Origin of the sequence: Moorena sp. SIO3B2, from assembly GCF_010692525.1 — a bacterium.
GTDB lineage: Bacteria > Cyanobacteriota > Cyanobacteriia > Cyanobacteriales > Coleofasciculaceae > Moorena > Moorena producens.
This window is the reverse complement of sequence record NZ_JAAHHE010000199.1, coordinates 1-11814: the sequence shown is the minus strand read 5'-3', so window position 1 is coordinate 11814 and position 11814 is coordinate 1. Positions and strand designations below refer to the sequence as shown.

The 11814-nt window shown below is 44.7% G+C and carries 9 protein-coding genes and 13 tRNA genes; 16 read left to right on the top strand and 6 right to left on the bottom strand.

Annotated features, from left to right (window positions below):
* The 6 genes from F6K38_RS27405 to F6K38_RS27380 form a co-directional block, all read right to left on the bottom strand.
* On the bottom strand, window positions 1-2476 hold a 2476-nt coding region (locus F6K38_RS27405; RefSeq protein ID WP_287358223.1), incomplete at its 3' end, for a GAF domain-containing protein.
* A gap of 50 nt (window positions 2477-2526) precedes the next feature.
* Window positions 2527-3087 carry a chemotaxis protein CheW gene (locus tag F6K38_RS27400; protein WP_008188418.1) on the bottom strand — a complete coding sequence of 187 codons (561 nt, stop codon included), beginning with the start codon at window positions 3085-3087 and terminating at the stop codon, window positions 2527-2529.
* Between the two features lie 31 nt (window positions 3088-3118).
* Window positions 3119-3490 (bottom strand): response regulator transcription factor, encoded by a 372-nt coding sequence (locus F6K38_RS27395; protein ID WP_008188420.1) that lies wholly within the window; start codon window positions 3488-3490, stop codon window positions 3119-3121.
* A 236-nt stretch (window positions 3491-3726) separates the two neighbouring features.
* A complete protein-coding gene (locus tag F6K38_RS27390) occupies window positions 3727-4980 on the bottom strand; it encodes a response regulator (RefSeq protein WP_008188422.1) in 1254 nt (417 codons plus the stop codon).
* A gap of 288 nt (window positions 4981-5268) precedes the next feature.
* Window positions 5269-5394 carry a hypothetical protein gene (locus tag F6K38_RS27385; RefSeq protein WP_267872098.1) on the bottom strand — a complete coding sequence of 42 codons (126 nt, stop codon included), beginning with the start codon at window positions 5392-5394 and terminating at the stop codon, window positions 5269-5271.
* Window positions 5395-5672: 278 nt separating this feature from the next.
* Complete coding sequence (locus F6K38_RS27380; protein ID WP_287294593.1) at window positions 5673-6416, bottom strand: urease accessory protein UreF; 744 nt, start codon at window positions 6414-6416, stop codon at window positions 5673-5675.
* 575 nt (window positions 6417-6991) lie between these two features.
* Between F6K38_RS27380 and F6K38_RS27375 the strand changes: the two genes are divergently transcribed.
* The 16 genes from F6K38_RS27375 (at window position 6992) to F6K38_RS27300 (ending at window position 11721) form a co-directional block, all read left to right on the top strand.
* Window positions 6992-7065, top strand: a tRNA-Asp gene (locus F6K38_RS27375).
* A gap of 171 nt (window positions 7066-7236) precedes the next feature.
* A tRNA-Met gene (locus F6K38_RS27370) sits at window positions 7237-7311 on the top strand.
* Between the two features lie 4 nt (window positions 7312-7315).
* Window positions 7316-7386: transfer RNA gene (locus F6K38_RS27365), tRNA-Trp, on the top strand.
* Window positions 7387-7390: 4 nt separating this feature from the next.
* Window positions 7391-7465: transfer RNA gene (locus tag F6K38_RS27360), tRNA-Glu, on the top strand.
* A gap of 4 nt (window positions 7466-7469) precedes the next feature.
* Window positions 7470-7542 (top strand) — tRNA-Asn (locus tag F6K38_RS27355).
* A gap of 31 nt (window positions 7543-7573) precedes the next feature.
* Window positions 7574-7647: transfer RNA gene (locus F6K38_RS27350), tRNA-Phe, on the top strand.
* A gap of 28 nt (window positions 7648-7675) precedes the next feature.
* Window positions 7676-7748: transfer RNA gene (locus tag F6K38_RS27345), tRNA-Gln, on the top strand.
* Window positions 7749-7938: 190 nt separating this feature from the next.
* Window positions 7939-8012, top strand: a tRNA-Leu gene (locus tag F6K38_RS27340).
* Window positions 8013-8016: 4 nt separating this feature from the next.
* Window positions 8017-8090 (top strand) — tRNA-Pro (locus F6K38_RS27335).
* A gap of 4 nt (window positions 8091-8094) precedes the next feature.
* Window positions 8095-8168, top strand: a tRNA-Leu gene (locus tag F6K38_RS27330).
* Between the two features lie 2 nt (window positions 8169-8170).
* Window positions 8171-8247 (top strand) — tRNA-Met (locus F6K38_RS27325).
* 365 nt (window positions 8248-8612) lie between these two features.
* Window positions 8613-9248: a hypothetical protein gene (locus F6K38_RS27320; RefSeq protein WP_008188427.1), complete on the top strand. Its 636-nt coding sequence runs from the start codon at window positions 8613-8615 to the stop codon at window positions 9246-9248.
* A gap of 54 nt (window positions 9249-9302) precedes the next feature.
* Window positions 9303-9375: transfer RNA gene (locus F6K38_RS27315), tRNA-Thr, on the top strand.
* A 189-nt stretch (window positions 9376-9564) separates the two neighbouring features.
* Window positions 9565-10011: a riboflavin biosynthesis intermediates N-glycosidase gene (gene ybiA, locus F6K38_RS27310; protein ID WP_287358221.1), complete on the top strand. Its 447-nt coding sequence runs from the start codon at window positions 9565-9567 to the stop codon at window positions 10009-10011.
* Window positions 10012-10085: 74 nt separating this feature from the next.
* Window positions 10086-10159: transfer RNA gene (locus tag F6K38_RS27305), tRNA-His, on the top strand.
* A 215-nt stretch (window positions 10160-10374) separates the two neighbouring features.
* Entirely contained in the window at window positions 10375-11721 is a 1347-nt protein-coding gene (locus F6K38_RS27300; RefSeq protein WP_287358219.1) for an IS200/IS605 family accessory protein TnpB-related protein, read from the top strand.
* Window positions 11722-11814 lie beyond the last annotated feature (93 nt).

Sequence of the window (11814 nt, the reverse complement as noted above, 5' to 3'; positions counted from 1 at the left end):
TGGCAAAATCAATCTCATACTCCTGCCATTGACGGGGCTTACTGCATTGGTGAATGCATAAAAATCCCCAGAGTTCAGTTCCTTTACGCAATGGCACCACCAGGTTAGCCCGGACTTGAAACTGAGCCAGCAGCTCAATGTAGCAATCGCTCAGGTCCCCATTGTAGATATCAGCAACTGCGTGTACTCGCCCTTCGACATAGTGGCGGGAATACTTTTGACTAAAGCAATGGTCGTGAATCTTCTTACCCAGCATCCTATCGTAGCCATTGACCACATCTTCCGACACCAACTTTCCATCATTAAAATCGGAGTCAGGGTCAAAGCGAAACAGACCCACCCGGTCAGCCATCAGGAGCTTACGGATTTCTATGGTTGTGGTCTTGAAAATGGTATCCAGTTTCCGAGATTGCCGGATCTTGTTGATTATTTTGACTGCTGATTTTTCTAGGTCTGCAGCCAATAGCAGTTGGCTGGATTTTGCTCGCAGTTGCTCAAGATACTCCGTTTGCTGGAGGCCAACCCCAAATTGTCGGCCCATCTGAGCTAGTATACCCACCTCCATTTTCTGCCAGTGACGAGGGCCATTGTTCTGGTAAGCTGCGAGTAAACCCCACAGGGTTTTCCCTTGCAGAATCGGTACAATCACATAAGCTTTAGCCTGAAATTGCTCTAACAGGTCAATGTGACACTGATCGTAATTAACCAAGTAAATGTCATCAACGGCTAAGGTTTCATTATTGCGATACCGACCGCCTTCGGTGTCCTCCAAATAGGTATCGCGCCAGACTTTTTTAATACTCGGTTCAACTAACGGTATCCAACCGTGTGCCACATCCTCAGCCACAAACTCACCACTCCAGTCAGGATTGAAGCGATACACAGCCACGCGATCGCACTTCAGCTGCTGCCGGATTTCTTTAGTAGCAGTTTGGAAAACATTGTTCAAGTCGGAACTCTTAAGTATCTTATCAAGCAACCGACTGGCTATTTTTTCCCCCTCAACAGCAATATCCAGTTGCTCCGATTTCTCCTGTAGCTGGGCTGCCATGTCCAATTGCTTGAGAATACTACTGAGACGGTCACTGAGTAGTGACAGCAGCACCACGTCACTATCAAGCCAGCGCCGAGGGCGAGAGTTTTGGTAAACGGCAAATAAGCCCCAGAGGTGTTCACCATCAAAGATTGGGGCTATAATATAAGCATTGGTCTGGTATTTTTCTAAGGTTTCAATGTAGCACTGTGAAAAACCAGCGGCATAGATGTCGTCAACTCGCTGTACCTGCTGACTTTTGAAATAGCTGCCCCCTTGTGTCTGCTTTAAATAGGTATCGGTATTGGGGCTGGCAACGGATCCGATTTGCTTGACCGTACAGCGCTTAGAGGACAATAGATCTGGTGATGTCAGGTTAGGATTTTGCTTTTGGTCTTGGAGCAGGCTCACCCAACCCTCTGCAACCGACTCAGCCACAAATTCACCACTCCAGTCAGGATTGAAGCGATAAACCACTACCCGATCAGCCTTGAAAAATAGGCGCACTTCTTGACAAATGTTGCCATGGGCAATATTGGGATCAGAAGACGGTGGAATTGTGGCCAAGATTTGAGCCAAGACCTTTTCCTGCTTCACCTGCTCTCGCCGTCGGGTAAAAGATTCCACTGGCTGTAGACTTAGCCTCAGTTCAGTAACAACTTGGTAGAGCAGACTAATGTCAGCTTCCTGCCATTCCCGGGAACCAGAACATTGCTGCACCACCAGTAAGCCCCACAATTGCCCATCGATCAAAATCGGTAGACTTAAGCTGGCTTTGACCTGGAATCGTTCTAGCAGTTGGAGTTGAAACGGACTCAGAGCCCGGTCATTAATATCATTAAGGGCTACAACTTCCTGTTCCTCGTAGGCTGAGGGATTCTCTGCCCCAAAAGCAATCACTGGTAGGTACTCCCCCTGACTGGGAGTATAGCCACCCACCATCGACTCAACTAGCACTGTACCCCGATTCTCGGACTGGAAGCGAAAAATCAAGGCTCGGTCTACCCGTAAACCCTGACTAACCTCAGTCACTGTGGTTCTCAACAGGGCATCACTAGTTTCTGCTTTGCGCATCTGAGTGGCCAGGTGGAATAACCACTGCCGCTCACCCTTGCAGTGTTGCTCAATATCCACGGCTAGGTGGAACTTCACCCCGGTAGGTGTCCCCTTGCCATTGCCATTACTCGATGATTGATTAAGTTGGGACTTAGAACTGAGTATTTCCTCAGATTGATCAAATTTCTCAAATTGTGGCATAGTTATAGTTTCGGTTTGTTCAACATCTGGTAATGGTAAAATTTCCGACCATGATGGCATCTCAGAGGCAATCGAGTCGGTAGTAACCCTGCCAATCGACTGTTCAATGGGCAGAGTTAGTGACGAGCTTGCCAACCAGTCATAATTGGTTTGATGGGATTGATTTGGTTGATCAAAACTCGTCATAATTGCCCTGATCAATTGCCAGATCTCGGAGGAGGCTAAGTCGAAAAACCTCAAGACTCCCCTCCCCAAGACTCCCCTGCTTGATGTGTCTGCCATAGGGGACACTGAGTAATAGCCGTGACATCCAAGACTGCACCGCCATTCCCAGGTAGGTACCCCAGGACAAAAGGCAGTAACCTAGGAGGAAATAAGCCAGAAGCCGGTGGCTGGAGTTGCTCCAATTCATGTAACTCAATATCATTTACTTGCGACACCACCAAACCCACAGACTGGTCATTGACCTGAACCACTATTGCCACAGGAGATAGGGAAACTTGCCCTTGCTCCGACAAAGGTGGATAGCCAAGCAGCTGGTTTAGGTCTACCAACCAGAGCATTTCTGAGCGCCAATTACCAATTCCCAAAATGCAACTGGGCATTTCCGGCACCAGCAGAACGTCCGGCAGATTCACCCTGATAATTTCTGTAATCTGCTCTAGGGGCAACAGAATACTATCCTCAAAGCCAAGAGGAAAACGCAGCAACCGCACTCGGGTTTCTGGGGTTAGTGGATCTAAATTCAGTAGGTCAAGATTGGTTTGTGTTACCACTGGGTCAAGGGAGTTCAACATTATCTAATACCTAAGACCTAAGACCTAATACCTAAGACCTAATGCCTAACAATTGCTGGATTGTTTGTATTAGTTCTTGTTGGTTTATCGGTTTAGGTAAATAGGCATCAGCTCCCAGCATCGAACCCCAGAGTTTGTCGGCATCAGTTCCTTTAGTTGAGCAAATCACCACTGGGATGGTTTGGGTGTTGGAATTAGTCTTGAGTTCCCGGCACAGTTCAAACCCGCTTTGTCCTGGCAAAATAACATCAACAATCACCACATCTGGTTTCTGGGACTGGAGTTTGATCTGGGCATCCTCACTACTTGTGACACTAACTACCTTGAGACCAGCTTCTCTGAGGTAACCACTTAGCATCTCATTTTCTGTCAAGCTATCTTCAACCAAAAGGACTGTAGTCATAATTTTTTTTGAATATAAAAGTATTGAGTATGTTAATTTTTTTTGATATATTATAACTAGTAAATATTATTTATATTATAATATATTTGCCCTGATTTGCAATTTTTTTAATTTACAATAAAAAAATTAATAATTAGTACTTTAATAGGTATACTCAATTAATTGTGATAATTTTTTATCGAAAGTTCCCTACTCCCTACTCCCTGTTCACTTTGCTAAAGTATTAAAGTAAGTAGTCAACCGGACAGGATATTACGACTAACCCCGAGATACCTTTGTAGAATTGTCAATACCTTTGACCGAGTAATAGGCTTTGCTAAAAAGTCTGTAGAACCGACCATCTTTGCCCGCACTCGGTCTACAATTCCGTCATTACTGGTGACCATAATCACTGGCGTGTCTTGAAACACCGAAACCCGACGAATTTGTGCACAGACTTCATACCCGTTTAAAACTGGCATGACCAAATCCAAGAAGATCAGCTGTGGTTTGCACTTTAGCAAGGTCGGCAAGGCTTTGATGGGGTCTTGAACATTGATAAATCGATAGCCAGCATTGGCAAGAATTTGACTCATGGTCAGCCGATCGATGTGGCTGTCTTCGATATAAACTACCAAGGGACTAGCTGGTAATGTCATTACTGGTCCTCCAAACCTTCGAGCATTTTCTGGCATTGGGTTAGTGGCTTTAGTAAAGTGAGTATCACAGCGCCAGTCCCCAACCTCGATCAGACCCATCACCTGATCTCGGATGTAGGGCATGATTGATTGGGCCAGAGCCAAAAGATTCTGTTTCAACTTGAGAGCTAAATCCCTCAAAGTGCGATCGCCATCCACCAAGGTAGTTAGATTGTGGTAGGCAAGTAATGAGGTCTGCTGTCGCAATTTGTCAGCATCCCAGATCACCGGAGCCAAAGAAGGGGAAATATTTACCAAACCAGCCTGTTGCCAAGGCTCCCAAGCAAGGCTTGCCTGTTGCCAAATCTGATCAGCTCGAATTACTACCAACTTTGAATCAAAGGTTAAATCAGACGTTGAATCAGAGGTTGAATCAATAGTGTCTTGAGGAATCTGCCTGTAAGTTAGTTGCTCTGATGAACCACAGCGGAGTTGTTCCTGCCGTTGGATGATATCGAAAACTATTTCTGTACAGTTGCCAACAACAACCGACCTCATCTGTTTTAGCGGTACTTTCCCCTGTCTGACTAGTTCTGCTAGAGATGGGTAATCCCAATACACCGGCTGAACCGACGATCCCTGACACACAGGAAATGCTGATAGTTCTGGGCAGTGTACAGACAACTGCCGACACCAACGACGAATCGGATGCATTTTACTAGCACCCCCAATCAAACGACCCAAGTGGAAAGAAAGACTCCACTGCTGACCGTGGGGATCTTTAATCTTCAACCGACCAGTCAATTGCGCCTTTGCGCAAGCTTGAATCTGTTGTGCCAGTTTGTCGGTAGTCAATAATTTGTCAGTCGTCATTGGTGTCTCTATGGATATATAGCAATGCCACTAGTAATTAGTAACTATTAACTAACAATTAAAAATGAATAATTAACAAGTAATAATCATAGTTTTATAGCGCCTCTATTAGCACCGATGTTGTCAATAGTTCCTGTTTTAATTAATACCTAGATACCTAGATACCTAGATACCTAGATACCTAGATACCTAGATACCTAATAGGTAATATTGTGAATTATAATATTGTGAATCCTGATATTGTGTATAGTTTTCAGAACTTACGCAGCCACTATATTTGTATATTGTTTACAAAATATCGGGTTTTTCGCCCAGTTTTCCGTAAATCATGGTTTTGTAGGAATGCACCAAACTGGTAATGTTAGCAGACAAGTCAAGCCAAGGTTGTGGAGATGCACCATTATCGAGTTTCACTAACCATAAGCAAAACTCGGTTAGCCAAAATGAAGGTAAATTAGTAGCTGACCTTGATAAATTTTAGCTTCATTAAGGTTGTTTTTTAAATAAAATTAATTAAACTTAACTTTATTTATTCTGGCTTAATCATAACTATGATATAAGTCTTAAGATACGCTAATTGTCGTAGGATACTTTGCTAACTAGAAAATCTAGCATCTCTCAGTAACATCAGCAACAAAATATAGCTAACTTTATTAAGTCTTTAAAAAAAGGATTATTTATTTTCAAAAGAATTAACTGCGAAATAATCGTGTGTACTGAGTTTCGTGAGCCATACTTGCCAGGGCTAATCCCCAGCCACAACTACTTAATTTTTCATCCGCCAAAGTTAAAACATCTTCGGTGGTCAGAGTAAGTCTATGGTTGAGTGCTAGGAGTAGCTGTTGACCAACGGTTTGACCAAGGGGAATCACTTTGACCCCAGCACCGATCACATTAGATGCCCAGCTATGTAAGTAACCTAAGACTGTGGCTGTAATGTCAATGTGCCAGTGAGCAGCCCCAATCCCAAACGCGATCGCATAATTACAGGGTTGACCCACAGCTGATGCTACATCGTGTAGAGAGATTACATTTGGTTCAGAGGTTACATGAGTTCTCTCCACAATGGTTTCACTGGGTGGGTGCAAATCCAGCAGTAACCGCATCAACGAGTTACCCATCTGCCAACTTTGCGTCCGCAATTCAGCAGTTTCCTTAGCAGCACTTACCCAAGCATTCCAGTAGTTCAAACCCTCTAAATCCCCTTTGCCATAACTTTCGTAAGCTCGGACCATAACATAACCTTCTAATCGAATGGCTCCATAGCGCAGTTGATGCTCTAGCCACTGGTGCAGAGTAGCCTGGTTGTGAATCACACCAATATCAACTAAAGTTTCCAAACCCTCGGAATAGCCGTAAGCACCTACTGGTAGTACGGGACTAGCCAGTTGCAAAAGATTCAACAAAGAATTAGGGACTAGGGGATCTAAATGCATTCTTGCTTGTTGCTTATTGCCATAGTGCACTGTCTGTACATCATACCGAATCCCAATCCCACCCTCCTTCAGGATTGAAGAAGAGACCGAAGAGGGGGAAGAGGCACCAGTAACAACTGAGTAACATGTTTCTCCTGATCGAGACCTGCTCGATCCTGTCATCCATTACATCGGTTAAACCATCCCTTGCCCCTCTAGCAATGAGGAGTTACCCCCCTAAATATATATATAGTGTGTATTTTTATATCAAAACACTACATGTATGGTTTTTGGGGACTATCCACATAACTCCTAAAAATTTCCAAAAAAAGTTTGCCCAAACCCTTGACACCGCTTGTAGTATTTATGTAGTATATAAACAGAGCGCAGAGGAAAGAGTCAAAAAGCTCGAATCCAAAAGCTTACACCGAACCTTGACAACTAAATATGTAACATACCTTTTGATTCATGTTTGGATATAACTGTGTTTGCTCATCACGTGGGGATAGACCCTTGGGTTGATTCCCCACAGAGTGAACTCAAAGATTTATCTAAAAGATTGATCTAAACTCCAACGGATAAACTGCTCAAGTCCTGGGGCTGTAGCTCAGACGGTCAGAGCGCCTGTCTGTCGAACAGGAAGTCGCGGGTTCGATTCCCGTCAGCCTCGCTGTCTTGATGCAGTCGCTCATGGGGGAAACCCCCAAGACCGTAATGGTGCGTTTTCCGTAGGCGAATTAAATTCGCCACGGGTCGCACCTCTGCATCGCTCTTTGCAGTCGCTTTTATCGGTTGGAGGTGCAAATCCTGCTCCAATCAGTGACTCCAAGCAGTGACTCCAAGCAGCGTAGCTCAAAGGTAGAGCGTCTGGCTCATAACCAGGTGGGTGCGGGTTCAAGTCCCGCCGCTGCTACCACATACGGAGATGGTGTAACTGGCAACATGACGGTCTCCAAAACCGTTGATCTGAGTTCAAATCTCAGTCTCCGCGCTCCCGTGCCGTAGGCAAATTTGGTTAAGCCGCTTGCCTTTCAAGCAGGTGATTGCGGGTTCGATCCCCGTCGGCACGATGAATGCCCTGTAGCTCAGTTGGAAGAGCAGCGAGCTGTTAACTCGATGGTCGCGGGTTCGATCCCTGCCAGGGCAGTCAGGAGGGGTTTGATCTTTCTCCTTTGTATCCCCCGGTAGCTCAGTTGGGTAGAGCGCTCGCCTGAAAAGCGAGAGGTCGTCGGTTCGATGCCGACCTTGGGGGGCTGTCACTTGCTATTGCAAGTGCTCAATGCCGGATGGACGATTGGCAAGTCGCCGTGACTCTGAATCACGGAGAGGTTGGTTCGAGTCCAACTCCGGCATTCTATTGTTGAAGGTTAAGCAGTTGAAGGTTAACCGGTTGAAGGTTAACCGGTTGTAAGCTTTAACCAAACAACCTACCCTACTTCGGACGCCAAAGGCGAACAACCAAACAACCGTAGGCCTTAAGGCCACGCGATCGCGTTCAACCTTCAAACCAAATCAATTTTGATAGCAACTTGGTATCAAATATGCTCCTGTAGCCCAATTGGCAGAGGCGACCGTTTTAAAAACGGTCAGTTGTGGGTTCGACTCCCACCAGGAGTACTAACGGGGTGTAGCGCAGTTTGGTAGCGCGCTTGCTTTGGGAGCAAGATGTCGCAGGTTCAAATCCTGTCACCCCGACTTTACCCCTGTGATGCAATTGGTAGACATCACTCCCCCAGAACGAGTGTCTTGCAGGTTCAAATCCTGCCAGGGGTATCGCAGGGATGGAGCAAGAGTAGGCTCGCCAGGCCCATAACCTGGAAATCAGTGAGTGCAATTCTCACCCCTGCCACCAATTTGCAGCCATGATGTAATATCATCTCTGGTTGAATACTTATTATTGAAAGTTATTGAAAGGGGTTTGTCAAGTAAAAACTATAAAGTAACAAATAATAAATAACAAATAACAAATAACAAATAACGTAAGCTATCAGCTATCAGCTATCAGCTTATGCGGGATGCTTAATGGGCTTTTTCCCAGACTTTCAATTGTCATTAATGTCGAACTATTCAATTCTACCGTTTGTGGGATGCGCACGGTACGCGAACGAAGTTTATTTTAATCTGACGGCTGACAGCTGAGAGCTGAATGCTGACACTAACACCATGGTTGACAAGTGATTAGCTAGGAGATACAAATGAAGAGATAAGGAGGGTAAAATGACAACTATGACTGTCACAGATGCTCTAGCAGAGTTGACCTTGCTGCAAAAGCGCATTGACTCAGCCAGAGCAGCTTTGGACAACAACACCTTAATTTCTGTGGTTGAAGTCGGTCAAGTGCCAACAGGCTTCAAATCACGAGAAGATTATGAGATAAAAGCTAAAGCAGCTTTGCAAAAAGTGGATGCCTTGATTGCCAGAAGGCGGACGATCAAGAGAGTAATTGTCTTATCCAATGCGTCTACAATGGTTACGGTTGCTGACCAAGAGATGACTGTGGCAGAAGCCATTGAGATGAAGATGTTTATCATGTATTATGAAGCAGTTATCGGTACTATGCAGTCAGCATATACTAAAACCCTGAATCACTATAAGACGGCACAAGCACGAGTCAAAGACAGACTTGATAAACTAGCTCTAGAAGTGCTAGGACAGAATGCATCGGTTGGTTCACAGAAGTATCAATCCTTGTCAGATAGCTTTCTAGCTAGAGAAGGGGTTGAACTACTGGATCCTACTAACCTGGCTGAAGAACTTGAAAGACGACAAACCTTTATTGAACAGTTCAAGTCAACAGTTGATCGAGTACTCTCGATCAGCAATGCTAGGACAATGATCGAAATTCCTGATTAAAATGGTGATGCGTGCTGGTCACTCGAAAATCTCTAAATTTATGGTTTTTAAGTAAGATGGATAGCTCAAATTGGTAGAGCATATGATTTGTAATCATTGATTGTTGGTTCAAATCCGACTCCATCTTAAGCTAAATTTAAAGGTCAAAGGTTAACGGTTAACCCTTAAACCTCAATCATCAAACCTTAGCTTATCAACCTTCAAACCATAAAAGTCAACCATCGATAAAATCCAGGGACTATGGTTTTAGGTTCCATAAAACCTTGAGGTTTCCACCTGGCTGAGTGGTCAGCATTCTCATTATTCAGCAACAATTATGACAATCTATTTTTACGGTACTCGCCAAAAACCCTATGGTTGTTTTTCCAACTTCTCCCGACATGGCTTTGAGCTAGATGAATTGTGGTGGGCGACTAGTGAGCATTTCTTCCAAGCCCAAAAATTTGTGACTACTGATTCCTCTTGGTATGACAAAATACGTGAGGCAAAAACACCAAAGGAAGCAGCAAAAATGGGACGCAATCGCTCTCATCCTCTTCGTGATGATTGGGAAAAAGTCAAAGATGAGATTATGCAGCGAGGAGTGTTACAAAAATTTGAAACCCATGGTGATCTTCGCCAGTTACTACTTGCTACAGGTGATCAGCTAATTGTTGAGAATTCACCCATAGATTATTACTGGGGTTGTGGTGCTGATGGTAGTGGGAAAAACAAACTAGGAGAAATTTTAATGACAGTCAGGGAAATATTGCGTGACAAGTAACTTGATGTTAACGATAGCAATCCTAAATAATTAGCACTAAATAATTAGGAATTTGTATTCTTTGAAACAACTTGGTGTCTGAAGCCAAAGTGGTCGCGGCGCTGGTTTGTGGAACCAGTCATAACGGGTTCAAGTCCCGTCAGACACCCTTAAGGAAGATGCCGCCGAGTGGACGGCAATCGGTCTTGAACAAAATTGCGACGCATTCCCCCACCTGGCCTTTGGCCACGCTACGCGAACGTTCAGGTGGGGGTTAAGGAGCAATCCACTGTCAGTTACCAAACGCTGGAACACTAATTGTTCGGTTGTCGTCTAATTTTTGGCAAGCTAAAATATTAAGTATAGGAGATTTGGTGATCAAGCGTGAAAACGCCAACTAAAGTCATAAGAACTGATAAGTGGCAACTTAATCCGAACTCCGATCAAAGACTACTATTCGGGGAAACGGTTAGGGTGTATCGCCGTGTTTGTCGATACTTGGTTGGCATGATTTATACTCACTGGCCTGAATTAGGGGAACTAACAGCGGATCAGCTAACTCCAGCTGTAGAGAAATTGATGCATCAGACAGCTAAACGTCCTAGTATCAAGTACCCCCAATTCAATAAAGCCTTTTACAAATTCCCCAGTTACTACCGTCGGGCTGCGATTGCATTTGCTGCCGGTCAAGTTAGTAGTTTTGTGACCCGTTACCGCGAATGGCAATCGGGAAACAGAAAAAGAAGGGATGCTAAACCTCCAAAGCTGAATCCAGAGACCGGCTGTTATCCATCCCTGTATAAAGGACAATGCTACAAGCTACATGGTTATGACCAAGTAGAAATCAAGGTCTTCAATGGTTCTGACTGGATTTGGACTACTGTTCAAATTGTTGGACTAAGAGAACGGCACCTGGTTGCGACCAATAAAATGATGTCACCTTCATTGGTCTTCAATGAAAGGGTTTGTTATTTATCCGTTCCATTTACATGTAAGCCAGAAAAGCGAAAACCAGAGGCCAATGTAACAGCGGTAGACCTTGGCATCAATACTACTGCAACAATAGCGGTTGTCACTGATGGCGGCACTGTAATCCACCGCGAATTTATTCATCCGGGGAGAGACATAGACCGTAGGGACAAACGACTAAAATCTGTATCTATGCGCGCGCGTCAAACCATGGGGAAAGGCGGAAAACTTTATAAGGGATTCTGCTCTTTGACCTATGACAAGTGCCGACGAATTAACCATCAAATCGGTCACATTGTTTCTAAGCGAATTGTTGAAATTGCTGAGCAATTTAACTCCGAAGCTATCGTATTTGAGAATCTCAAAGGATGGAGACCAAAAGGCGGCAAGAAACGGTCTAACCTTCGGCAAAGATTCCACGGATGGCTCAAAGCTAAAATTCGTAATTTTACAGAAATGAAATGGACTGAATTAGGAGGGAAAGTAGTAGAGGTTGTTGCAGCTTATACCTCCAAGCTTGCCTATGATGGTTCTGGTACAGTCAAACGCGATTCAAAAAATTATACCCTAGCAACCTTCCCCTCAGCTAAGCGCTTCAATGCAGACCTCAACGGCGCTTACAATATCGGTGCTAGAGGTGTGCTTAAACTCGTTCGCAGAAATGACAACGAGGGTCGTTCCAGCAAAAGATCTGGACGACCGCCTAGAAGCTGGGCTTGCCTTTGTGACCTGTGGACGCTTCGTAGTTCCAGGTTAGCATAGGACACCACCACCTCGTTCAGGTGGTGGAAGCTTCATAACCGTGGTACGGCAGCGATGTTGTAGGGGTTCGATTCCTCCATCTTCCTCTAGCCA

What these genes read in the sequence shown, in the direction of transcription:
- F6K38_RS27380 (WP_287294593.1), bottom strand. Translation starts at nt 6,416, where the DNA reads ATGCATTTAGATCCCCTAGTCCCTAATTCTTTGTTGAATCTTTTGCAA.
- F6K38_RS27400 (WP_008188418.1), bottom strand. Translation starts at nt 3,087, where the DNA reads ATGTTGAACTCCCTTGACCCAGTGGTAACACAAACCAATCTTGACCTA.
- F6K38_RS27320 (WP_008188427.1), top strand. Translation starts at nt 8,613, where the DNA reads ATGACAACTATGACTGTCACAGATGCTCTAGCAGAGTTGACCTTGCTG.
- ybiA (WP_287358221.1), top strand. Translation starts at nt 9,565, where the DNA reads ATGACAATCTATTTTTACGGTACTCGCCAAAAACCCTATGGTTGTTTT.
- F6K38_RS27390 (WP_008188422.1), bottom strand. Translation starts at nt 4,980, where the DNA reads ATGACGACTGACAAATTATTGACTACCGACAAACTGGCACAACAGATT.
- F6K38_RS27395 (WP_008188420.1), bottom strand. Translation starts at nt 3,490, where the DNA reads ATGACTACAGTCCTTTTGGTTGAAGATAGCTTGACAGAAAATGAGATG.